At 58.1% G+C, this 21,055-nt stretch carries 24 protein-coding genes; 12 read left to right on the top strand and 12 right to left on the bottom strand.

What is annotated here, in order from left to right; translation table 11 throughout:
• Window positions 1-455: 455 nt before the first annotated feature.
• On the top strand, window positions 456-761 hold the full coding sequence (locus tag ACVMDN_RS03030; RefSeq protein ID WP_456835734.1) for a hypothetical protein: 306 nt from the start codon (window positions 456-458) through the stop codon (window positions 759-761).
• A gap of 828 nt (window positions 762-1,589) precedes the next feature.
• Here the strand turns inward: ACVMDN_RS03030 and ACVMDN_RS03025 are convergent.
• The 4 genes from ACVMDN_RS03025 to ACVMDN_RS03010 form a co-directional block, all read right to left on the bottom strand.
• Complete coding sequence (locus ACVMDN_RS03025) at window positions 1,590-1,784, bottom strand: hypothetical protein (protein WP_092089273.1); 195 nt, start codon at window positions 1,782-1,784, stop codon at window positions 1,590-1,592.
• A gap of 165 nt (window positions 1,785-1,949) precedes the next feature.
• A complete protein-coding gene (locus ACVMDN_RS03020) occupies window positions 1,950-2,171 on the bottom strand; it encodes a hypothetical protein (RefSeq protein ID WP_253587962.1) in 222 nt (73 codons plus the stop codon).
• A gap of 1,388 nt (window positions 2,172-3,559) precedes the next feature.
• Entirely contained in the window at window positions 3,560-4,231 is a 672-nt protein-coding gene (locus tag ACVMDN_RS03015) for an HAD family hydrolase (RefSeq protein ID WP_456835735.1), read from the bottom strand.
• A gap of 10 nt (window positions 4,232-4,241) precedes the next feature.
• Window positions 4,242-5,831: a hypothetical protein gene (locus ACVMDN_RS03010; protein ID WP_456835736.1), complete on the bottom strand. Its 1,590-nt coding sequence runs from the start codon at window positions 5,829-5,831 to the stop codon at window positions 4,242-4,244.
• A gap of 218 nt (window positions 5,832-6,049) precedes the next feature.
• Between ACVMDN_RS03010 and ACVMDN_RS03005 the strand changes: the two genes are divergently transcribed.
• Window positions 6,050-6,340: a GSU2403 family nucleotidyltransferase fold protein gene (locus tag ACVMDN_RS03005; RefSeq protein WP_456835737.1), complete on the top strand. Its 291-nt coding sequence runs from the start codon at window positions 6,050-6,052 to the stop codon at window positions 6,338-6,340.
• A 60-nt stretch (window positions 6,341-6,400) separates the two neighbouring features.
• Here the strand turns inward: ACVMDN_RS03005 and ACVMDN_RS03000 are convergent, their stop codons facing one another.
• The 4 genes from ACVMDN_RS03000 to ACVMDN_RS02985 form a co-directional block, all read right to left on the bottom strand.
• Window positions 6,401-6,538: a hypothetical protein gene (locus tag ACVMDN_RS03000; protein WP_456843596.1), complete on the bottom strand. Its 138-nt coding sequence runs from the start codon at window positions 6,536-6,538 to the stop codon at window positions 6,401-6,403.
• Between the two features lie 57 nt (window positions 6,539-6,595).
• A complete protein-coding gene (locus tag ACVMDN_RS02995) occupies window positions 6,596-7,000 on the bottom strand; it encodes an ImmA/IrrE family metallo-endopeptidase (protein ID WP_456843684.1) in 405 nt (134 codons plus the stop codon).
• Window positions 7,001-7,181: 181 nt separating this feature from the next.
• A complete protein-coding gene (locus ACVMDN_RS02990; protein ID WP_057019389.1) occupies window positions 7,182-7,547 on the bottom strand; it encodes a helix-turn-helix domain-containing protein in 366 nt (121 codons plus the stop codon).
• Complete coding sequence (locus ACVMDN_RS02985) at window positions 7,544-7,849, bottom strand: hypothetical protein (protein ID WP_456835738.1); 306 nt, start codon at window positions 7,847-7,849, stop codon at window positions 7,544-7,546. Before ACVMDN_RS02985 ends, ACVMDN_RS02990 begins: the two co-directional genes overlap by 4 nt.
• A 224-nt stretch (window positions 7,850-8,073) precedes the next feature.
• On the opposite strand from ACVMDN_RS02985, the gene ACVMDN_RS02980 reads away from it, so the two are divergent.
• Together ACVMDN_RS02980 and ACVMDN_RS02975 are read left to right on the top strand one after the other, a co-directional pair.
• Complete coding sequence (locus ACVMDN_RS02980; RefSeq protein WP_456835739.1) at window positions 8,074-8,460, top strand: hypothetical protein; 387 nt, start codon at window positions 8,074-8,076, stop codon at window positions 8,458-8,460.
• On the top strand, window positions 8,450-9,049 hold the full coding sequence (locus tag ACVMDN_RS02975; RefSeq protein WP_456835740.1) for a DUF6036 family nucleotidyltransferase: 600 nt from the start codon (window positions 8,450-8,452) through the stop codon (window positions 9,047-9,049). Before ACVMDN_RS02980 ends, ACVMDN_RS02975 begins: the two co-directional genes overlap by 11 nt.
• Window positions 9,050-9,148: 99 nt before the next feature.
• Here the strand turns inward: ACVMDN_RS02975 and ACVMDN_RS02970 are convergent, their stop codons facing one another.
• Window positions 9,149-9,424 carry a hypothetical protein gene (locus tag ACVMDN_RS02970; RefSeq protein ID WP_253587966.1) on the bottom strand — a complete coding sequence of 92 codons (276 nt, stop codon included), beginning with the start codon at window positions 9,422-9,424 and terminating at the stop codon, window positions 9,149-9,151.
• A gap of 314 nt (window positions 9,425-9,738) precedes the next feature.
• Between ACVMDN_RS02970 and ACVMDN_RS02965 the strand changes: the two genes are divergently transcribed.
• Window positions 9,739-9,885, top strand: coding sequence for a hypothetical protein (locus ACVMDN_RS02965; protein WP_456835741.1), 147 nt, complete (start codon window positions 9,739-9,741; stop codon window positions 9,883-9,885).
• Between the two features lie 915 nt (window positions 9,886-10,800).
• Window positions 10,801-11,238 (top strand): hypothetical protein, encoded by a 438-nt coding sequence (locus tag ACVMDN_RS02960; protein ID WP_456835742.1) that lies wholly within the window; start codon window positions 10,801-10,803, stop codon window positions 11,236-11,238.
• A gap of 646 nt (window positions 11,239-11,884) precedes the next feature.
• On the opposite strand, the gene ACVMDN_RS02955 is transcribed toward ACVMDN_RS02960, so the two are convergent.
• A complete protein-coding gene (locus tag ACVMDN_RS02955; RefSeq protein WP_456835743.1) occupies window positions 11,885-12,157 on the bottom strand; it encodes a hypothetical protein in 273 nt (90 codons plus the stop codon).
• A gap of 228 nt (window positions 12,158-12,385) precedes the next feature.
• On the opposite strand from ACVMDN_RS02955, the gene ACVMDN_RS02950 reads away from it, so the two are divergent.
• The 6 genes from ACVMDN_RS02950 to ACVMDN_RS02925 all read left to right on the top strand — a co-directional run bounded on the left by ACVMDN_RS02950 (window position 12,386) and on the right by ACVMDN_RS02925 (window position 18,750).
• Window positions 12,386-13,351: an IS481 family transposase gene (locus ACVMDN_RS02950; protein WP_069280608.1), complete on the top strand. Its 966-nt coding sequence runs from the start codon at window positions 12,386-12,388 to the stop codon at window positions 13,349-13,351.
• A 236-nt stretch (window positions 13,352-13,587) separates the two neighbouring features.
• Entirely contained in the window at window positions 13,588-13,806 is a 219-nt protein-coding gene (locus ACVMDN_RS02945; protein WP_456835744.1) for a hypothetical protein, read from the top strand.
• Window positions 13,807-14,705: 899 nt separating this feature from the next.
• Window positions 14,706-14,906 carry a hypothetical protein gene (locus tag ACVMDN_RS02940; RefSeq protein WP_253587969.1) on the top strand — a complete coding sequence of 67 codons (201 nt, stop codon included), beginning with the start codon at window positions 14,706-14,708 and terminating at the stop codon, window positions 14,904-14,906.
• Window positions 14,907-14,949: 43 nt separating this feature from the next.
• On the top strand, window positions 14,950-15,207 hold the full coding sequence (locus ACVMDN_RS02935; RefSeq protein WP_092089301.1) for a hypothetical protein: 258 nt from the start codon (window positions 14,950-14,952) through the stop codon (window positions 15,205-15,207).
• A gap of 1,137 nt (window positions 15,208-16,344) precedes the next feature.
• Window positions 16,345-17,793 carry a TAXI family TRAP transporter solute-binding subunit gene (locus tag ACVMDN_RS02930; RefSeq protein ID WP_456835916.1) on the top strand — a complete coding sequence of 483 codons (1,449 nt, stop codon included), beginning with the start codon at window positions 16,345-16,347 and terminating at the stop codon, window positions 17,791-17,793.
• Between the two features lie 729 nt (window positions 17,794-18,522).
• The gene (locus tag ACVMDN_RS02925) at window positions 18,523-18,750 is read left to right on the top strand and encodes a hypothetical protein (protein WP_082653959.1); all 228 of its coding nucleotides are present in this window, start codon (window positions 18,523-18,525) and stop codon (window positions 18,748-18,750) included.
• A gap of 614 nt (window positions 18,751-19,364) precedes the next feature.
• Here ACVMDN_RS02925 and ACVMDN_RS02920 read toward each other — a convergent pair.
• Entirely contained in the window at window positions 19,365-19,529 is a 165-nt protein-coding gene (locus tag ACVMDN_RS02920) for a hypothetical protein (protein ID WP_176731287.1), read from the bottom strand.
• Window positions 19,530-20,232: 703 nt separating this feature from the next.
• A complete protein-coding gene (locus ACVMDN_RS02915; protein ID WP_092089236.1) occupies window positions 20,233-21,018 on the bottom strand; it encodes a cyclic nucleotide-binding domain-containing protein in 786 nt (261 codons plus the stop codon).
• Between the last annotated feature and the right edge of the window lie 37 nt (window positions 21,019-21,055).

Here is a 21,055-nt window from a genome sequence, read left to right as displayed (position 1 = left end):
GGCGAGGTGATTGTCCCGCTCGATATGTATACTACAGTGTACCCGCTCCTAATTTCGGATGATGAGAGCGACCGCGAGCGCGCTATCACGCAACTCAGAGAGCGCGCTGAGCGCGACCCGGCCAGTCTCGTCCAACGCTCAGCGGCAGTCTCCATACCCCCAATGAATGACCCCTGCCCAAATTGCCAAGACGACAAGGTTGAGGTTCTTCATACCTGCCGACCGATCGGCGAGTGCGACATGTCCGAAAGGTTGGTGAATAGCTCCAAGAATCCGACCTACCTCGTCCCCGAGCGTGGCTCAGATCGACGCGGATTGATCTTCTGAAAGCTAAAGTACCCTAGACACACTCGTTTCATTTGGACCACCACCATATACGTCGCAGTGAATGGCTTTGGCGCTTACATCGCATATGATTGGGCGCCAAGGGTTAGTTGTGCTGGAGAGCATGCATCGTGACCAATGCGATTTACGTATTTGAAAGCGATTGGAGGCCGCCTCTCGCTCATCTGAAAAGCAATCCTCGAGGCGTCTCTTCAAAAGACGCGCTTCCTTCATTCGGCGGGTTGGAAGGAAAAGGTGAAAGCTATCGTGATGTAAATTCTGCGGCGTCCTGCCTCCAGGACCGTGTCGTAATCCCAGAAGGCCTAGCGGGCAATGGACGCCTCAATTTTCACGCGTCGGCAGGCCGATCATTGCGCTGGCTCTGGAGACGCGGTTGGCTGCACATCGCATTTCGCGATGGACAAAATGAATTTTGATCAGCGCTTTTGAGGGAGGAAATAATGCTTCGATCCTTCGTCTTTATTTTCTTCGTTTTTACCTGCGCCGCGGACGCCCAGACAAACCGCACCAAGCAAGTTTTATCTCCTCGACCAGCGGCTCGGAGAAACGGCCGAGCGCCTGCGGACAGAAGCTCGTGGCATCACACCAGGTGTGGAGCGCGACAATCTTATTCGCCCAGCGCGACAGGCTGAAACTGCAGCACACATAAACGAAAGGCTGACTTCGCCCGGCCTAAAGCCCCTACCTGTCGGCACGTCGCGACTAAGTGGTGCCGATGATGGATACCGGCAGAGACGGCTGACGCCATGTAGGATTCCTCAACCAACGACCCCCGGCGCCGGAGGTTCATGGCGCCGAGGGCCGCTACTCCCGGCGGGCTTGGGGGCTTGAGACCGGAAGCTTTGAATCGATACCCGCTGCTCCATTTCGTTCCAAGCGTATACTGTCTGAAGGCTGAATCTTTTCTCGCAACGACAAGATGGATCAATATCCGGAGGCTTGTTAGTACCTCTCGGCTGGAAGGTCGCGCCTGTAGGAGCTTCAAACGGGCGGCGTTGCTTTTGTCTTCGACCGCCTCCGTTGGAATAAATCTCCGATCCGACGTTCGAGATACCGTTCGAGACGAAAGGTCCGTGGCGCAACGGCTGGCTCCCCCTCGTTTTCGTGCCATCCGCCCGGAACGGCCCATCGCGAAGACGCGCGTGGCGGGCCGGTTCTTGTAAGGGCGTGCCAGTGAGCGGCATCTTGAACAGCGCCTCACCGTGAAGTTCAACATCTTCTAGCGTGGCCGACCGGGACGAAACTCAGCGCCCCGGAGGCGCGTTCAGCGCGCTGTGACCCGCTGCTTTTAATTCATCTATTGAGAGTCGCCCGTTGGCCGCGGCTTCGAGGATCTTGGAAGCAACATGCGTCCTGGCGCCGATTTCAAAGACTGAAATATTCTCGCAAACTTCCTCTAGCACTGCCCTTAGCAGCGCAGTCGTTTCGGCGTCGAACATGCGTTTCCCTCCAATTGGAGATTGATGCTGAACGCCGCCGAGCGGAGTATATTCGCTCGGCGGCACCCGCCACGCATTCCAGTCTGGATCCTGAAATTCCAGCTCGGCGAGATTGGCACTTTTCCGCCAAGGCTTTGTGACACGCGCGTGATCCGGGCTCTCCAGTCAATCCTCGACATCGGCAATTCGCCTGAGAATGATCACGATGGTGATGACCAAACCAAATATGCCAGCAACAATCCTGGCCAGACCTGAACCGAACGCGCCGCCAACATCCCGGTCGAACAGCGCGAACACGGCGACTTGAACCGCTAAACCGATCCCCAATGGAAGAGCAACGACGATCGCAAGGGATTTGAGAGGTCCGATTGCCAGTCTAAGGACCATCCTTGCGCTTCCAACGCCGTTTTCAATGCCGATAAAAAAGCTACGCCGTGGGGGTCGAAATATGGTGTCCCGGCGGCGCCCCGTCACTGGACCCCTGAAATCCCCCAGCGCGTTACGATCTAGCAGTCATCGCGCCCTGCATTTGTGAAATGGTTCACAAATCGCGCCCCGTAAAACCATGGGGCGCTGCCGCAAAAGTCTGCCTCACCGACATTGAATTGGCGGGGTTTGCTCTGCTGGGCGACTTGGCAACGCCGATGAGTATTGCGGCCACTGAATGAGCAAAAGAAATGCTAAAAGCAGAGCGCGAGCTGGCAATCAGTCCGGTCCAGCGCTTTTGCATCAAGGCAAACTGAAATTGTCGAATTCGCCAGCCGCCGAATGGCAAAAATCGGTCAGTTGACGAGCATTATTCCAGCTAGCCGAATCCGCGCATATCTGCCCAAATTTTGTCGTACTGCCACGCGCATCGCAATTTTTAAGACGGTCGGACCACCTCCTAAGCTTGCTCGCATCGGGGGCGGGCTAATGTTGCGGCGCGCGTGGTGCGCCATCTGATGCTCCCTAGGGCCAGCAAGGGCAATGCAAAAAAGGCGCCCCACCCTTTCGGCTGGGGCGCTACGGCAGCCGGACTTGGGGTCAAGGCCAGGCTGGGCCGCCGAATCAGTTCGGCTATCATAGCGTAGCCAGGGGTGGCTGCGAGATGCTGCTTTGATGCTGATGAGCGACGCTGAATAAGATTTTCGCGACGGACGACACCGGTCCGGGGCGCCATAGCCCATCCAAGCGCATCGGCGCGATCAAAAACTCCATCATGGGCTGCCCCATCCGGGCCCATGATAATTCGTCCTCCAAGAAGTTCGAGGACTCATTGCTGACGATGTCCGTCAGCAAGAAGAACGGGACAATTGCGGCATACTGGCCACCCATTTTCGTCGCGGCGTCCCAGAACCTTGTGGGGTTCAACCAAGCGTCATTTGTTCCGGTTCAACGAGCAGCTGTTGGCTGTTGGCCAAGCACAGAGATCGCGTCGGTGGCGCCGAGTAGAACAGTTGGCCGGTTGGCCGACCGTGAAGCACTGAAGCACGCAAGTTGCTCGCGGATCAGGCGTTCTCAGCAGCGTCCACGGCGGCCATTGAACACATCGATCTGCCTAAATTAATCTGCCGGCGCCAAGGGCAAGAGGACAGGCTTTTACGGGCCACGACAACTCGGCGATGGAATTATGTTCGGACGGTCCGTCGCAGAATGATCCTTGTAAGCTTCATTCTGATGACGCAAGAGGCTGATACCAATACCCTCCCATGGGCCCCAGTCCGACAAGGCCTACTCCTTCCCACCGCTGGCTTAAGTGCGACATCTCGACTTCGCACACACCAGCTATCCATTTAGAAAAAGCCATGCGCTTGAACGATTGGTAACAGCTCGTGATAGTTGTGGATGATGTGGTCCGGCTTCGCTGCTCGCAAGCGCGATTCGGAAACAAATCCGCCGGTGATGGATATACTTATCAGTCCGAGGCTTCGCGCAATGTTGGTTTCCACTGGCATATCCCCGATGATGAAAGTTGAGTCAGGCTTTAGGTCATTCTCCTCCATGTACCTCCGAAGCCGCTCCCCTTTGCTCATCGTTTTATACTGGGTGAGACGGCTTTCAAAAGCCAGGACGTCATTGAAGTAGCGGTCGATTCCGAGCCTTCGCAATTGAGCAGTAAGGGGCGCGACTATATGGTTGCTCACGATGATGGACGAAGCCGCTTCTTGGCGCACCAATTCCAGCATTGTGCGCGCACCTACGCGTAACTCTGCTTTGTCGGCTAGCGGCTCGTAGGTGTCATGGAAGATTGCGCCGCCATCGCGATCTACGGCTGCGACTTCCGCTTCTGATATCCCGACATTTCGGAAAAGAATGGATAGTGGAACATCGCAATGATCCCGAAAGGTGTCCAGATCGATCGTCGGGCGTCCGAAGCGCTCCAAGATAGTGTTGGTCGTTTGCAGTAGCACGTGGGCATCGTCAAGCAACGTACCATTCCAATCAAAAACGAGAGCTGGCTTCATGATTCGGGCCTCAGGCGGCGCTATAGTGGTCGGCCATAAGATTATGCAGGTCTCTGTTTGCGCGCCTTTGCCCCGCAGGAGTTGGCATTTCGAATGTAAAGGGCGACAAATCTATTCCTTCGCTCTCCCGCGGCAGCAACGATGTGAGACGCGGGAAGGGCAAGTAGGTCACAGTGGCGGCGTTGATCGAAACGGCGATTCTTGCTTCGATGGTTTTGAGGACGTGCGGCTCGATATCTTTAAATAGTAGACTTTGCTTCCGCTGTTGAGCGGACAGCCTCTTCCATGTCCGCCAGAAGGCCAGTTCATCGATGGTCTCAATATTCACGCCGTAGTAATTCGGAGCCACGATAGGCGGTGAGCCGATTGCCCAATGGACAGCTTCGACGCCCGCAGCAAGAAGTATATTCGTTACGGTCCGACTGGTGTCGCCACGAATGAGGGCTTCATCGGCAATGAGTATCGTGCGTTTTTCGACGTCAGTCGAAGCCAGATGGTATTTGTGAGCGATACGACGCTTGCGCTCACTACTTGGGCCGATGAGAGTTCGCTCAGTGATTTGAGTCTCGATGACTTCACGCCGTTCGGCGCTAATCCCACGTGCTACGAGAGATGCGAATAAGCCGTCAGCGTAGGGCCCTCCAGTATCAGGCATGGACGAGATGATGATTGGAGCGGCGCCCGGCTCTGCAGGAAGCTGACGCGCAACAAGGTCCCCCAGCGAGACGCCAATGCTGTAACGAGTTTCGAGGTGAGATCGCCCCTGGATCGATGTATCTGGACTTCCGAGGTAAAGCGCTTCATAGGCGCAAAGCTTGGCGGCACATCGAGAATCGCCGACAGAACGATCGAGGCAATCTCCGTTTTTTCCGTCCACATATTTGATATAGCCCGGCACGATTTGGTCAGACTTGCCCCGAAGTCCGGCAAAGGCGCAATTTTCCGACGCAAAGAGCAAGCACCCATCGTCCGTCTGCATGAACTCCAAAGGACGCAAACCATACCTATTGCGGAACGCAACCAGATTTCCTTCGGTGTCCAGCAAAAGCGCACTAATAGCACCATCAATGCGCTCATCAACCTCACGAAATACGTGCTCATAGTTGACGCGCAGGCCTTGGCGCCAATAATCCCTTTCACAAATGTGTTCAACTAGCTTGAGCAAGAGTTCGGCATCTGTCCGACCCTCAAAGGTGTGACCTTGGGCAATCACTTCTGCTCTAATCTCTCGAGCATTTACTAACGCTCCGTCCAACGAAATTGTCAGTTGGCGGGAGGCGGCCCTGCGATTGGAAGTTGGTCGATCGTCACTCTCACCCTGCGTGCAAACACGATCGCGAACATGAGCGATTGCAACATGGGGAATGAACTCCAGATCCTGCTCGTCCTTGTCGATCGCACGAAGTTCGTGTGATGGCCGAGACGCGGTTTTATATCGAACGCCTTTGTTGTGCATGAAGGCGGCGATCCCGACGCCTGCCTGTCCACGAAGCGAGAGCTTCGGAAGCATGTGCTTCAGCCGATCATAAACCGTCTGATGGGAGCTGCTCCAAGGCAATAGAAAAGCGGCAGCGATACCTGACATGCTGGCAACCTTCATGTAGCGCCCGTGTCCCGAGCCCGTCACAAGGCGGATGTACTCCGCCGATCCGAAGAGATGGACCAGCTCTTACGCAAGCTTCGTACCATCGCCCAGCGCTCAGCAATTTGACCAGATGATCAAACCCGCACGTGTCGAGATTTGCGCTCCCGCATCCCCTGTCCGAACAAATGAGCTGGCGTTTTCGCGACAATCCGTCTGAAGCGCGACGAGCTGGTATGGGAAATAACAAAGCCAACATTTCAACATTGCTGGCAGCGCGCGGCTCTGATCTTTCAGCTTTCCCCGCCTCAACGTGGGATCGGCGATGTCATCGCGGCGCTTGCCAAGACCGGCGTTTTCGCCTTCGCGGGATGCTCATTGGCGCGATCGCCCACCAAACCTATGCCGCCATGCTTGGTGTTCGCCGCTCCGCCGGCTCGCGACAGACCGGCGACGTCGACATCGCCCAGTTCAAGATGTCTCGATGGCTGTCGACGACTCAACGCCGCCCCTTCTGGACGTGCTAAAGGAGGCCGATAAATCCCTCGTGCCGTTCCTCACGGATCTGACGGCCGGTGCATGACCAGCTACGCCTCCAAAGGCGGCTTGCACGTCGAGGGGGAAAGGAGACCGGCCGCCTCCAAAAGCTGCCCGCCCTCACGGCGGTCGGCCGCGGCGTCCTCGATTTCTTGATCGGCGACCCCGAGCCCGCGGTCATCCTGCATGCCGCCCGCATCTCCGTGCATGTCCCGCCCCGGCGCGCTATGCCGCCCACAATCTCATCATCTTGCAGGCGCTTGCAGGTTTGCAGAGCCGGACAATGACCTGCTGCAATCTGAAACCTTGCTTGCGGCCCTGGCCGAAAAGCGCAGAAGTGTCGCGTAGCCGACCGAACCCGCAGGCGATAGTGAATATCTGCGCTGGCGTCGCCGTTTCCGGCGTCCAGCGTCGCACAGCAAAGGCGCGACGCGAGCCGATGACATGAGGGCGAACCCTGCAAATGTATCCGCCAAGAACTCTTTTGGATCGTCCCAGGGTTGCGCTTTCGCATCCTCGCGCAGTTCATCGATCGACGAGACATGACCGAATACGTGATGGCCGAGCTCCTGCGCACAATTGTAAGTGCGCCAGGGCAGTGGCCGTCGCGCTGAGAGGTGGATGCGCGGAGGAAGGCCGCGCTGATACATCCCTTCCATATTGATGTTGTTGAAGGGCACCACTACGCCCAGCGTCTCGCACAATCCGTAGATGCAGATCAGCCGGCCTGATCGAGCTTGGCCTTGGCCCGTGTGGCCGCGGCGGCTTGCATGCCCTCAGTCGCCAAGGCACGACGGTTGAAGCTGAACTTGGTGGTGCGCGTCACGCTCATCAGCGATCGCCTCCGCTTGGGTTCGGATCGCTGCGCATTGCGGCCAACAGTTTGAGCAGGCGTTCCAGATCATCAGGCTTGAGTTTGGAGAGTTCGCGCGCGGCAAGCTCGACCCGCGGGTCCTGGGCATTGAGCTTTTCTGGCGCCTCGCCAAGCAGAAAAGCGACGCTGACGTCATAGATCTCGGCAAGCCGAGCGAGTTCGTCAACTGAAACGCGGCGGTTGCCGGCTTCCATTTCGGTGACGGAAGGACGATGCAGGCCCAGTATTTTTGCGACATGACCTTGTGATAGGCCCGCGAGCTTACGTGCCTGCTTGAGGCGCTCAGCAATTTGGCGGCGCTTGATTGAATCAACCTCGGTCATGCTGCTGCGGCTTTTTGCTCGCTTTGCTTCTTGAGAAGGTCGCAGATAAAGCTCGCCGTCTCGTCGATTGTTCGGGCCAGTTTGGTCGTCCCGTCGACGAAAATATTCACGTCTTTGGGAATCTCGGCCTTTATCTCGGTCGCAAGGATTCTGGTCGCGACCGGCCAGACATTACTGTCGAATTTGGGGATGTTCTCGACCGGCTTTATTGCCCCGCTAAGGGGCGGGCATTCCAGGCCGCTATCAGTCTGGATCTGACTGAGGACCTTGATCAGTGTTTCTTTAACGATAACGGGGTCCATGCTTGCCTCCTTCGGACCTCCGACATCTGGTAAGATAATCTTACGTAACGAACCCTCAAGGGGCCGGCATAAAAAGTGAAGGCCTAAAGGAGCTGAAGGCTGGTCCTTGAGCGGTGTTGTAACGTAGAGTGGAACTGACAGGAACGCAAAGGGAACAAGGATCGGCGCGGCTAGTTGGATTTTTACTAGCTGATGCTTATGCTCCCCTAGAGGCAACGGAAACGATGACCATTCGGGTCAACCAGGAGCACGTAAACGACACCGCGAAGCTGATAATTCATCGGCTTATTGCGCGGGCGATCGGTCGCGACCCTTCGTTGATCGACAGTGCGAAGATTTCGCACGATCGTAGCGCTTCGGAGCGTTACGCGGGCTATTCATTCGTCAGCGAATGGGATGATTTGCTTCGCCTTCCGCCGTCGAAGGTACGCCGCCGGTTAACGAGCCGCGACGAGGAAATGACTCGTTTGCGTCTGTCGTCCCCGTTCGTGATTGCCGATGGGATTGACTTTAGCGACGTTGCGCTAAGGCGTCGTATCTGGCAGGCAGCGAAGCGTCTCGCCGTGAAATCGGCTGCGCATGAACCCGCGGGTGCGCGGATTGTCGCGTGACGCAGCAATCATTGTTCGAACCTTTGAAGACCTTATCGAGACGGTCAGGGCGATAGCCCGGCTGTTTGAAACCGACAAGGTCTTCATTATTGGCAGTCAAAGCATTCTCCTCTCGTGGCCGGACGCTCCGGTCATCTTGAGAACATCTGGCGAAATCGACGCCTATCCTGAGAATGCTAGGTTGTGGGAGATCACTCAAAAAGAACTAGATCCGGATTTCCCTCCGGAAGCTTCCGAACAGATCAACGCGCTCTTTGGCGAAGGCTCTGATTTTCACCGGAATCACGGCTTCTATATCGATGGGGTGGACGAAAATACGGCCCGTCTTCCGTCTGACTGGAACACGAGGGCGATCTATAGGGAGGTAGAGGTCGACGATCGAACGGTTTTGGCGGTTGCGCCCTGCCCTGAGGACGTGATTGTGTCCAAACTCGCGCGGTTGTCGGATAAGGACACGGAGTTCGTCGAAGCCTACCACGCCGCTCGGCCCCTCAATTCCGAACTGATTATTGAGAGAATCAAGGCAACCAGTCTAGAGCCCGAATTGCAACAGCGGGCGGTTGGCTTCATGACCCATCTTACAAAGTAGCCGCATGCAACGCTACCGGCCTCGAACATATAGTAGTTCTACGCCAAGTGGACCGCTCGGGTGATGCTTCCCTTCAACGCCGATCGAGACGACGAATAATTACTTCTGGCCGTTTGCCGCGTCGGCAAGATGGTCGATGCTCTGAAGCACGCCGAGCAGGGCATAGGCATTGAACGGCGTGCCAGCTCCGGTCTCGTAATGGCTCACGAAGTTGCCCAAAATCGACGGAGCATGATGGTTCGGCAGATCATTGATCTGCTGTGATGACATCACGCATCGGTTAGCCGCTTGGTACAGTTTCAGGGCATCGGTGATCGCCTCGATATAGGTCCAGAGCGTCCGTCTGGCTCCGCGCGTGGCATAATCGGGCGGCACGGGAACTTCGAGTTTCGAGATGAGTTGGCCGAGCTTGTATTCGAGATCGTGGCAGAGACGGAGCAACCAATATCGACCTGGCCCGCATTGAGGTGCTGTTGCGTTTGGGCTTGAGACGGTCCGCCTCCTGGGCCGATACCATCAGGCGCCCCTTCGGCGGCATCCTTGCAGTTTCTGATGATGCCAATCGGTACCGTTGAGCTTGTCAAAATAGTTCTCCAGGCTTGTGTCGTGACTCAAGATGAAGAAATGCAAGCCGTCAGCCGCCGTGCGTATCGCAATAACGTGCCTAACGCGTCCATCAAGGCGAACTGATGTCCTGCATCGAAGCTCGAAGCAACATCATCGAGCACCATGAATCGCAGCACGAAGCCGTGCTTTATTGCGGCGGCGAGAAAGATCGCGGCAGCCACGGCATTGGTTTCACCTTTGGAATGGACCAGGCGTTATCATCCTTCTAACGCCAGAACGGACCGCCGAGGTGAACGAGCAGACCCCGAGCGCCCTTGCGGTATGCGAGAATGCCCGCGCTCAGATCTCCTGAGAGTCTTTTTCACCGCAGGCCTATCGCTCCTATTTGCGGGGCAATCGAGAGCTGAGCAGGCGACGAGTAAAGGCGCGCCGACTGGCAAATTGCACAGCAAAGATCGTTCGAAACAGGCCAGTAGCGCAGCGGGCCCCGGATACACCTCGGCGCACCCGGCTTTCCGCAATTCGTGTTCCGTCAAGCCTCCACAGAACACGCCGACCGTGCGAACTGCCGCCCTACCAGCCGCTTCCGCATCGTATCGCGTATCACAAATCGCGCCGGCGCCCTCAATCTTAAGCTTCTTGAGAACGACATTGAAGATGTCCGGCGCCAGCTTTGTTCTTCTATGTCGTCTGAAGAAGTTGTGAGGTCCACGAGATCAACGACGCGAGCGATGCCGAGATACTCATCGACTTCATTCTTCTTGGCCGAGGAAGCAACCGCGATCCGGACTCCAGCGTCGCGAACGCGGCGTAGCAGCTTCGGCAGATCTTCCGATTTGAAACGCTTGCCACGCACCGCCGGCCGGGTTGCCAGACTGGCCTGGCCTGAACAAGCGCTCGGGGCGTCGTTCATTCTCTGCAGGATCAGTAACGGGCTGATCCGACGGCTTGTTCGGCTTGCCATTCTGCCAGCCGCTGGTCTTGATCCCGTGCGCCATCTATTTCTCTCTACTTTGGAACGTCTTCTGCCGTGCTCGTTTGAAAACACGGCAAATGAAAACCCGCCGCGGCGGTGCCGGGCGGGCGCATCTATTCACTCAAGCTGATTTGCGACCGAATTCGGCTACGTCGCTGCAGAAGTCAATTTGTGGTCCGGACCTGTGGAGAACGATAGGGTGTGTAACATGAGCGTCATCGGTCTAGCCATTGTGCTCGTCATCGGCCTAGCCGCTGGGATGATCGTTTACCTGCTGGTGAGCAAAACCCGGCGTGGGCGCAATAGCCAAAGACAACATATCCCCGATGAACGTGACGCGAACGCTGGCCCGCAAAACCATCCATCCGCAATCGCCGCCCCCGAACGCGGTGACGAGGCCCGCTCTCCTACAGCGCTCGGCAGCCGGTACACCCACCTTGAAAATGATCCGACCTACGCAACAAGCGTGGAATTGGGCAGCGTTTTGATGGACCTCAGCGAGTTGGAGACGGACCTCGCCCTGGCTCGGCAAAGCAAGGACACGGATTTAGCTCTCAAAATCCGGCTCGAGATGGACGATTTGGAAAATCGCGCTTCCCAATTAGAGAAGCAACTCGCGAATGGTCCCGATATTCGCCCGGGCTAGCCCTGGCCGCTACCGAAAGTACGTCATGCCGCCGACAACGATCGATAGGACAAAAGCCAATGCAGCGGCCCCAATAATCCATGGCATGTCACGGCGTTCTCTGGGGGTCATGCGGATTCTCCGGTCGCGAAATTGAGCGCAAAGAAAAGGCCTCAGCACGAGGGGTGCAAGTGCCGAGACCGAGTCCATATCCCTCGCTCAACGCCGATGACGGTCGGCACTGAACAGGCCATCAACTGACCTGCTAGGGGATGGTTCCTATCCCTGTGTTGCCGTATCAGCTGATCGTGCCACGCCATGGCCGCGAGCGAGCCAAAATAAGCACTGAGGCCAGCTCGACGGCTGCTGTGGCCGTTTCAGGCTCAACAACGAACCATCCGCCGGCCTTTGCATGGTGGGCCAGGTCGCACTGAACCGCCTTGGCGATTGTGGTGGCTGCTGATACGGCGATCAGGTGCCCAAAATGCGCTCTCAATGGTGACCGCTGCCGCCGCTGAGCGCCGCAGCCTTGCAACGGCTGGCGCCAAATCTTCCGCGTAGCCGATACGGCAGGCCTTCGGGCTCTCCATGCCGGCGACGTAGACACAGCCGAACCGACCGCGCTTCAGCTGGTCCCGTATCGGCTTGGTATAGTCGGCAAGGTCGATCATCGGCGCCCCTCAAATCCAGCCGCCCTATCGCGGCGGTCGCTCCAGCGCTTCCCAACCTTCATCCAGCCGACGCCGCCGATCCACATCTTGCCGTGTGAGATAACGACCCGGTTAACCCCGGCCATAGCCCGTCCGGTCAAGAAGTTCTGCAGATGCGCCCGGCCGGCCGGCTCGTCGACCATCTCGATGCTGAGCTCCGCCCCGCCGAAATGCTCTAGGATCACGCGACCGACTTGCCGATGCGGTTGTGGACCGTCCGCGCGCTGCATCGCTCCCCTCAGCCATGGCCAGATAGGTCATCGTGCGCCCATGCCACGAGCCGCTGAACGCCGCCGTGGTGGTGTCCTAGCCAAGCTAGCCAATCGGCCACGGTCTGGGCCTGGGCGATCTCACCAGCCTTCGGCACGATCCGGACGCGGGTCTCGTTGTAGCCCTAGGTGTCTGGTCCCGGAGTGTGGGGGAATCAGCCAAACTGGTCCTTCATTCCGGGAGGACCTATGGGCCAGATACTCCATGGCAGCGCCACGACCACGCACGCGATCCGAGCGGCAATACAGCGATCGAAGGCTCCGCTCAAAGAGCTAGCCGCCCAGCACGGGCTCAACCAAAAGACGGTCGCCAAGTGGCGTAAGCGCACCTTTGTCCACGATGCGCCGATGGGGCCAAAGACCGTGCGCTCGACCGTGCTTTCTGCCGAGGAAGAGGCGATGGTCGTCGCCTTCCGCAAGCACACGCTCCTGCCTTTGGATGACTGTCTCTATGCGCTGCAGGCGACGATCCCGCATCTCACGCGCTCGTCCTTGCACCGCTGCCTGCAACGTCACGGGATCAGCCGCTTACCCGAGATCGCCGGCGACAAGCCCGCCAGGCACCCCTTCAAGCGCTACGCCATTGGCTACTTCCACATCGATATCGCTGAGGTCCGCACCGAGGAAGGCAAACTCTATCTCTTCGTGGCGGTGGACCGGACCGCCAAATACGCCTTCGCCCGGCTGGTGAAGAAGGCCACGGGTGCAGCAGCCAGGGCCTTCCTCGAAGAACTGGTGGCGGCCGTCCCTTTCCGGATCCACACTGTACTGACCGACAACGGTATCCAGTTCGCCGACCTGCCTAAGAATCGTGATGGCGCCACTGCAAGCTGGCGCGGCCATCCCTTCGACCGGGCCTGCCTGGGACACGGCATCGAGCATCGCCTGACCAAGCCCAATCATCCTTGGACTAACGGTCAGGTCGAGAGAATGAACCGCACGCTCAAGGAGGCAACCGTCCGGCGATACCACTACGAGACCCACGAGCAATTGGAAGATCACCTCGCTGCCTTCCTTGATGCTTACAACTTCGCCAGACGCCTTAAGACCCTGCGTGGTCTCACGCCCTATGAAGCTATCTGCAAAGCATGGGCCGACGAACCAAACCGCTTCAGGATCGATCCCATCCACTTGACCTCGGGACTGAACACCTAGGCCAAGACAGCATCGGCTGCCGTCCAATTCCAGACCTGCGACGCTCTTGAGCTCGGAGTCGCCGAGCGCGTCGAGCACTACGATCCCACGGTTGATCGCACCCTTAAGGGTGGAGTGCTGCTGCTTCGGTGTCATCGGACAGCTCCCGCTTCGCGCTTGCGCTTCAGCTTAGGAACAGCACCGATCGATCCCGGTTGACTTCTGAAAAGGCGAGGAATGCTCCGGTGCCCGTTACAATGGTAGCCGCGAAGGATCTTGAGCTTATCGCGCTGCGCGAAATCCGCAGCTTCCCCGGCGCAGAGTACGTCTGCCACGTCGAAGTCGAACCGGCTGGCAGCGATTGGGCGATAACGACAATAGCCCGCGACGGCGCCGATCTCGATCGCATCCAGTATGCCGTCAGCCTGACCACCAAGAGGCTGAAACAGCGGTATGCGGTACGGTTCGATTGGTGAGCTTGTGCGTGGCGAAAGGTCATGGGCCGACGGCCTCCGCAATTCCGGTCGCCATCGAGCTCGAGACGGTGCAACCAGGCCTGGCCGCGCGTGTGCTGCGCGCAAATACTTGAACGAGCCATCTGACGGCCTCAGCGTCGTGGATCACAGGCATCGACGAGCGGATATTGCCTCTTGTTCGTGGCCGAGCAATGCCATTAGGAGCTACCGCACCCTCCTTTGAGGGACGGGACCGTTGGGGACGCAGTACGGTCGCGTTTCAGAGGAGCTGGCGTGTAGGCCCTGACGTCGGCTCCTCTTTTAAAAGTTGTGTGAGGTGGGCAACTGCCGTTTCTTCGCGTACCCGCTAAAGGAAATGACACTGGGAATTTCAGGGCCCCAGCACTGGGAATGACAGGGACGCCGCCGCCATTTCGGGCCCGCCGGCGTACTTTTTTGCCGCCGCCGCTTAGAGAGTAGCCAAGCTGATCAACGGCGATCGCCTCCTTAGGTGGCAGTGCGAGCCTTTCCGGCCGGCGAGGTCGGTGTCTGGCCGTTCCGCGCCATGGGTCCTCGACTTCGTTAATATACGCGAGAACACGGCGACGCGGGCAACGGTAGCAGGACGGGTTGCCGCGAGAGCCCTTGGGTGGTCTACCGTCTCCTCCCCGACGCACTGGATGGAGGCGCACCGCTGGTCCAGTACGCCCGCAACGGGACGCGCCCCCGCGCGCACCTTGCGGCTCTCTGATGACTATTGGCGCCGTAACCGCATGTGCCCCCAGCGGCCAGACGCCCCCGGCCACTCGAGGCCGCCGGCTGGTGGAGTTGGGTGTGCAGACTAAGGTCAGATGAGTTGACCAATAGGATCGAACGCTAGCGCCACGCGTTGTTTTGAGCCTGGAAAGGAGTTCAGCGCAATGGTCAACGTTCGAGAGCGAAGGAGCACACCAACAGGCGCAGAGAGAGAAGCCCGCAAGGTATTCAGACAGGCAGAAGCCAAGGAAGCTTTGACCGATTACGCTAAAGCGCAGAAGGCATTCCACGAGAATCGAGAACGCCTAAAGGCAGAGCGGCTGGCGCGGGAGGCCAAAGCCGCCGGCCGCACCAAGACAGATTAAGCGTCACGGAGGACCAAGTTTGGCCCAGCCGGTGGAGGGTGAAATGGCCCTGCACTTCAGCCGCGTCAACACCGGCGATCTGGAGATATGGATCGCAAGCAGCGATGACTATTCATTCGTTATCTGCAGTGAGAGCCGAAGTGGAGCGGGATTGCACGGAGAACCGGGCTTTGTTGCGTCATACCGCCCCGACTTTGTGAATATGCCCGCGGCTCAAGTAGCCGGATCGCCTTTTAGCACGTTCGCTGAAGCCGAGCGTGCCTGCAATGCGTTTCTGGGTCGTCTCATTATTAAGGGATGACTACACGAGGCTGGAGGGCGGTCTAAAGGCAAAAATAGATGGATGCAGTCAAGACCGCGATTGGATGGTTGGAGCTACCCCACTGGCTCATCGCTGCGGGAGCATTACTGGTGATCGCCGGGCTAATTGGGCTTGCGATGAATCGTAGGCAGACGGAGATGGCCCAGAAGCATCCTGCCAGCGCTCCGAGTGCTAAACCGCGTCAGCAACTGCCTCCGCTACCGGATCTTCTCGACTCACGGCCACGAAGGGATGAGCGCTCGGCGCCTACCGACGGAAATCCGCCACTTACGAGTAACGATCCTAAATAGCGGTCCGAGCGTGAGAATCACGTAAGCTGCGGCTGTCTCAGCAGAGGGGATCGATCTTTTGCAAGCCGACGCAGCGACTTTTCGAGTTGGCGATAAAGTGCGTCTTAGCCAGCTCGGGGCCGACCGGATCAGGAAAGCCCCCTCAAAGACGGGACGCGTGGTGGGCGCCGGCAAAGCAAGCAAACTAGCATTTCGAGTCCTATTTGACGGAATGAAGTCCCCGGTTAGCCTGCATCAAAGCTACCTCGAATTGGATGACAGTTAGGAACAATCCGAGTCATTCCTGTCCACACCCCCGACTTGCGATAGACCTGCTCAGTTCCGTATCTCAACCTTATTGACGATTTGCCCACTCTTCGATTCCTGCTCCTCATTGGGCGCGCCCCCCAGGAGTACATGTTCGGCGCAACCGTCCGGCATTTGGCCGAGCGGGAAAGAGGAAGCACGGCACCTATGCCGTCAGGGACCGCGGGCTGCCGCAAGATCGAAGGCCAACTCGGTTTAAAGAACTTTTCGAATCATCAGAGTAAGCGCGAGTTTCTAGAATCCCACGGGTAAATCGCGTCGCGCCACTTTCTGCCGATCGCCAGACTTTATTCCAAGATCCGCGCGACAGGAGCCAAACGGCTATCGACAGGAATGGCCGCCGCCGGCCACTGCGCTCGTTCCCGCAGCACAGGAGTGCTCCGCAGCCCGGCAAGTCGCCCCAAAAAGCCATTCAGTTCGCCGGATGAACATGAACCAAGGCATCCACCACGACGTTATTCTCGGAAAAACGCAGTATCTGGGAAGCAGGAATTGCTTTGGATCCCGACTGGCAGCGGCAATGTTCTCGTCCAACGATGCGAGTAAAACCAGTGAGGCGGCCCGCCGATTGCGGAGAAGGAGCAATTCCTTACTGCTGGTCTTAGTCGTTGGATTTCTGTTTTTTGGGGCCGCAGCGGGCGCTCTGTATTATGCGTTGCAGCCGGAAGTTCTCCGGATTGCAGTTGGACCGCCGGGAAGCAACGATCATAAGGTAGTTCAGGCGATGGCCGATGCTTTCGCGAGCGAAAGCCGAACTATCAGGTTATCTCCGATCGCGACAGAGGGGGCAGTCGAAGCCATCGCTCTGCTTGGTGCTGGCAAGGTCGACCTTGCGGTCGGCCGTGGTGATCTGGAGATGCCGGCCGACGCGCAGACAGTTGCCACGGTACGCAAGAACTTCGTCGTGCTGTGGTCGTCTTCCGGACTTGCGGGCCAGAGCTCCAGGAGAAGGCACGGACCGAAGATCAAGGAGATTGCCGACCTCGCAGGGCATCGCGTCGGCGTGATCGGCCGGACACCAGCGAACGCGACGCTGCTGCGGGTCATCTTGAGCGCCTCCGGCGTTGAGGTGGACAAGGTCGGGCTTTCGCACTTTGGCACGGACCACATCGATGAGCTGGCGCGCGACCTGACCATCGATGCGTTCATGGCGGTCGGTCCGCTCGACAGTAAAATCACGTCCGAGGCCATCGCCGCAACGGCCCGCGCGCGAGGTGAGCCGAAGTTTCTCCCGATCGACGCTTCGGAAGCCATCGCTTTAAAGCACCCTCGTTATGAATCCGAGGAAATTCCACCCAGCGTCTTTAATGCGAAGCCGGCTTGGCCGGACGACAAGGTTGAGACGGTCAGCGTCAGCCACCTAGTCGTGGCGCGAAAGACGCTGTCTGAAGCGACCGTGGCGGCCTTTTTCCGGCAGCTATTCGCCATCCGTCAGGCGATTGCCAGGCAAGTGCCTGGTGCTGCGCACATCACCAAGCCAGACACTGAGAAAGACGCCGAGCTGCCGGTACATCGCGGAGCGGCGGCCGTCATCGACGGCAACGAACGCACTTTCCTCGACAGGTACGGCGACTACTTCTGGTTCGCGCTCCTGCTTCTCTCCGGGATCGGTTCGGCCGGAGCTTGGTTGCGTCGCTATTTGAATCGGGACGAAAGGGAAGAAAATACCGGTCATCGCAATAGAATTCTGGCGATGGTCTCCAGCGCGCGGGCCGCGGAGTCAAATCAGCAACTGCTGGCTTTGCAGGGAGAGGCCGATGCCATCATCAGTGAAACCCTCGAATGTTACGATGACGGCGCGATCGAGGAGGAGGAACTCGCAGCCTTTGGCCTTGTGCTCGAATTGTTGAGGCATGCCATCGTGGAGCGGCGAGTGGAGCTGCAAAGGGCGCAGCCCGAAACAGGCTCGCGGCGGGGCGATACACCGCAGCCTCACGCCGCAAGGATGATCCGGCCGGGCGAAACCTGACACCGCGATCGGCACTGGTGTCGTCAATTAAAAGGACCGGCCAAGGGCCAGCACTAGTCAGGACTTGGGCCAGTGTCCGTGACGCACCTCGGCAACTATGGCAGACCCTGTAAGCCGGGCCACAGTAAGGCGCCAGCCTGGAAAGGCCCTTTCGGCTCCTGGAATGGCTGCGGCTGCTGTGCTCGACCGTCGTTCTGCTCGCCCGGACGGAGGGTGATTGCCGTCGGAGTTTGGCCCCGGATCCGACGATCTCGAACACTTATCTTAGGGACACTTGACGGAGATAAAATCGGACCTCGGCCGCGCCGGCTAATTCCGTAACTGCCCCTCCGACAAAGGGGTAAAGTGCCCCGGGGTCACATCGAGGAGCAGCAACATGACCTTGCAAACCCCCGAGATAGTTTCCACCAGGATCGACTGGCGTGTCTTCACGATCGTGGGCAACACGATGCCCCCCCGGAGATCCCGACGACGACGACGAAGAGGACGAAGAGCAAGACGACGAAGAGAATCGAACCGACGAACAGCCGGTTGTGCGCGAGCCGGACGAAGACTGAGCAGGATGCTTATGTTTGACGTAAGCCTGCACTTCGCCCGGGACCATCCTCAATCTACGCGCGGCGCGCTCGGCCGGCGGCTTTCAAGGTCGTTCTAATTCCGAGAGCAGCGTGCAGACGTTGAACGGACCACGGTTCCTTGTTGGCGTTCACTGGTGCGTAGGAGGAGAGCATGACCCTGATATGGCTTGGTGTGTTCCTTGTTTTCGGCGGCGTACTCCAGATGGCGTATCAGCCAATCTGGCGAGGCCGATTCAGCGGTGGAAGATGGCTTCGTTCTGGGCGCGACACGCTGGAACCTGAAGGACCGGGTAGCGGCTTCGGCATCAAATCGAACTGGCCTGGACTTGTGATGGTCGCGCTTGGCGGCGCTTCCTTGCTGGCCGGAGCCGCCATCTGAGTTGGACGGCGTTGCCCGTGATCTAGTCCAGCCATGTGCTAGAGCCATGTCTCTACTTGGCCCTGGAGCCGCCATTCAGAGGTCGGAGTCACTACTTGAAACCGGCGAGATTTCCTGTCCAAGCTCGAATTGGGATCCGCCTCGGCTCGGAGCTGGCACTGGTCTCTCGAAGCATTGCGCTGGCAGCCGACAGAGCTGGTGTCCCAAGCCCTTCAGTAAACTGGCCATATAGCGGGCTATAGGGCATTATGGGCCGATCGGTTCCGGTCGGAGGCCGTACGAGCACGACAAGATGTCGGTCTCATAGATCGGCTCCAGCAGCAGCCCGCTGTGCCACCTTGTCTTCCAATGTCGGTATGCCGCGTGGCCGTTCGGTCCCATCCGCCTTCGGGATGTAGTGCCGTCGCACCGGCGGCGCGATGTAACGTCCGGATTTGATGCGCGCCAGGAGATCACCGAAATTGGTCTCCAGCGGTGGAGACCGGTATATGACAGCGGTTTCGGTCGGTCCGATCGCAACGAATACCGTGACGAAGCTCGACAAAGAGATTTGAAGGAAGCGTGCACCGCGAATTTCCAACCGATCGCAACCGCCAAAACAATTCCGAAGCTCGTTACAGCCGTTGCCGTTCAATCGAGGATGTGACGATGGAGGGAGGCTTCAAGTTTTTTTCTGGCGGGTCCTGCCGTGTTACAAGATAGAGCTCGCCGGCTAGCAGCATGACGGCGGCGACCACCACGCCGAACATGGCCAGCACTAGATCGTATGGGTCATCCATCGCATTCCGACACGTCGATTGGCTGAGCAGTGGCAGCCATCGCCTTTGGCTATCCGCGCGAGCGCTAGTGGAGAATAACAGCGGGTCAAAATGACCTTTGGCTATCCGCGACAGGCGCCGTTGTGAACGGCGGGCGATGGCTCCGCGTCATCAAACGTCGTTTGAAAAAATTCGTTCCCGATCGTGGCCGTTTACCGCCAGGGCAGGCTCGGCCCTGTGGAGAGATAGGAACCCTTAACCAATGGTGGGCGCAATAGCGCGTCAAGTTCGAACATGCCCCGGCCGACGGACTAGAACTGCACCGCATAGTAGGCCCGGGTCAAATAGTCACCGGGCATGCGACGATGCGCGACAGCTTGTCGGACCGCCGACACGGTGATCCAATAAGCTTGCCTGCTGTCTTTCGCCGCTCGCTACGCCTTGCCTCGGCAACATCGTCCGTTCGTCTCTGCAGGTGAACAACTTTCAGACTCTCGATATTCGCCATCGCCTGATCGGTGAGGGATTGCCGAATGGGAAGATCACCGGGCGGGTCCCCATGAACGTCTCTCCTCTCGATCCCGTCAGATTGTCAGACGTCGCAGTTACGATCTCAACAAAAGCAAGGGCGACCGCGCGGATGAAGCTCTTCGAAGCTCAGGTCGTGGCCGCGCTGACGGCGGCGGAGTATCCGACGGCCGAGATCCATCGCCCCGAACCGCTGTCAGTTGGCGAAAGGCGTATGCGGCGCGATCTTGTTCTGCGCGATGATGGCTTCGGCACGCGCGAGATTTTCCAGCAGACGCTGGCTGGTCAAAACGAGGAAGTAATAGCCGAACTGCGGATTTTGGAAGTAGATCTCGAGCAGCTTTTCATAGCTGATAGTCAGGACGCGGCCATCCTCGATACATTCGATCGTCGCAGTCCGGCGGTTGTCGGGCGTAAGGAAACCAAGCTCGCCCATCAAACGCCCCGCTGGAACCTCAACGTTGATTTCGATGACCCGGAATTTGCCGGTCACAGTCAGTAGCATTTCATTGGCTGGGTCACCCTTCTTCATCAAGATATCGCCCTTGCGATACTTGCGGTCGGTCATGAACGGCTTGAGCCACTCCATCGACATGTCCCCCTTTGTTGCGGTGCGCGCCTTCTTCACGAGAGCGAGCATTTGACGGAGACGGTAGGCATTGATGGGAATCATCAGGAGATAAAGAAGAAAGGTCGTGACGGCTCCGGTGAGCGCACCGAAGATGGCGAAGAATGCGCAACCGATCATGTTCGCGACCCGCAGCGGCACCATCGTGTGCGTCAGCAATGTAGCGACAAAGAAGATCGCGCCGACCAGGGCGAACATATTGGCAAGCGTGATGTTGTGCAGAAAGATTTCCAGCAGGCGGTTGAAGATGGCGTCCCAGGTCACGTTGTTTGGATCGAGACCCATTTGGACCAGAATCTTCGCGAACCTGAAATTGTCGGTTGCTGCATCAAGAATGCGGTCCAGCATGGACATATCTCCTTTGTAGTCAGTGAAGCCAGCTTACCGGAAG

This window comes from Bradyrhizobium sp. USDA 4510, from assembly GCF_054059095.1.
The sequence above is the reverse complement of the archived record's forward strand: the minus strand, read 5'-3'. Positions and strand labels throughout refer to the sequence as shown.

Bases quoted from the DNA above. Each gene is read 5' to 3' on its own strand.
- ACVMDN_RS02985 (WP_456835738.1), bottom strand. From the start codon at position 7,849: ATGGACCCCGTTATCGTTAAAGAAACACTGATCAAGGTCCTCAGTCAG.
- ACVMDN_RS02965 (WP_456835741.1), top strand. From the start codon at position 9,739: ATGTCCTGCATCGAAGCTCGAAGCAACATCATCGAGCACCATGAATCG.
- ACVMDN_RS02955 (WP_456835743.1), bottom strand. From the start codon at position 12,157: ATGCAGCGCGCGGACGGTCCACAACCGCATCGGCAAGTCGGTCGCGTG.
- ACVMDN_RS03015 (WP_456835735.1), bottom strand. From the start codon at position 4,231: ATGAAGCCAGCTCTCGTTTTTGATTGGAATGGTACGTTGCTTGACGAT.
- ACVMDN_RS03020 (WP_253587962.1), bottom strand. From the start codon at position 2,171: ATGGTCCTTAGACTGGCAATCGGACCTCTCAAATCCCTTGCGATCGTC.
- ACVMDN_RS02940 (WP_253587969.1), top strand. From the start codon at position 14,706: ATGGTCAACGTTCGAGAGCGAAGGAGCACACCAACAGGCGCAGAGAGA.
- ACVMDN_RS02990 (WP_057019389.1), bottom strand. From the start codon at position 7,547: ATGACCGAGGTTGATTCAATCAAGCGCCGCCAAATTGCTGAGCGCCTC.
- ACVMDN_RS02935 (WP_092089301.1), top strand. From the start codon at position 14,950: ATGGCCCTGCACTTCAGCCGCGTCAACACCGGCGATCTGGAGATATGG.
- ACVMDN_RS02960 (WP_456835742.1), top strand. From the start codon at position 10,801: ATGAGCGTCATCGGTCTAGCCATTGTGCTCGTCATCGGCCTAGCCGCT.
- ACVMDN_RS02945 (WP_456835744.1), top strand. From the start codon at position 13,588: ATGGTAGCCGCGAAGGATCTTGAGCTTATCGCGCTGCGCGAAATCCGC.
- ACVMDN_RS03025 (WP_092089273.1), bottom strand. From the start codon at position 1,784: ATGTTCGACGCCGAAACGACTGCGCTGCTAAGGGCAGTGCTAGAGGAA.
- ACVMDN_RS03010 (WP_456835736.1), bottom strand. From the start codon at position 5,831: ATGAAGGTTGCCAGCATGTCAGGTATCGCTGCCGCTTTTCTATTGCCT.
- ACVMDN_RS02995 (WP_456843684.1), bottom strand. From the start codon at position 7,000: ATGTATCAGCGCGGCCTTCCTCCGCGCATCCACCTCTCAGCGCGACGG.
- ACVMDN_RS02950 (WP_069280608.1), top strand. From the start codon at position 12,386: ATGGGCCAGATACTCCATGGCAGCGCCACGACCACGCACGCGATCCGA.
- ACVMDN_RS02915 (WP_092089236.1), bottom strand. From the start codon at position 21,018: ATGTCCATGCTGGACCGCATTCTTGATGCAGCAACCGACAATTTCAGG.
- ACVMDN_RS02930 (WP_456835916.1), top strand. From the start codon at position 16,345: ATGTTCTCGTCCAACGATGCGAGTAAAACCAGTGAGGCGGCCCGCCGA.
- ACVMDN_RS02920 (WP_176731287.1), bottom strand. From the start codon at position 19,529: ATGGATGACCCATACGATCTAGTGCTGGCCATGTTCGGCGTGGTGGTC.
- ACVMDN_RS02925 (WP_082653959.1), top strand. From the start codon at position 18,523: ATGACCCTGATATGGCTTGGTGTGTTCCTTGTTTTCGGCGGCGTACTC.
- ACVMDN_RS03005 (WP_456835737.1), top strand. From the start codon at position 6,050: ATGGGAAATAACAAAGCCAACATTTCAACATTGCTGGCAGCGCGCGGC.
- ACVMDN_RS02980 (WP_456835739.1), top strand. From the start codon at position 8,074: ATGACCATTCGGGTCAACCAGGAGCACGTAAACGACACCGCGAAGCTG.
- ACVMDN_RS03000 (WP_456843596.1), bottom strand. From the start codon at position 6,538: ATGCAGGATGACCGCGGGCTCGGGGTCGCCGATCAAGAAATCGAGGAC.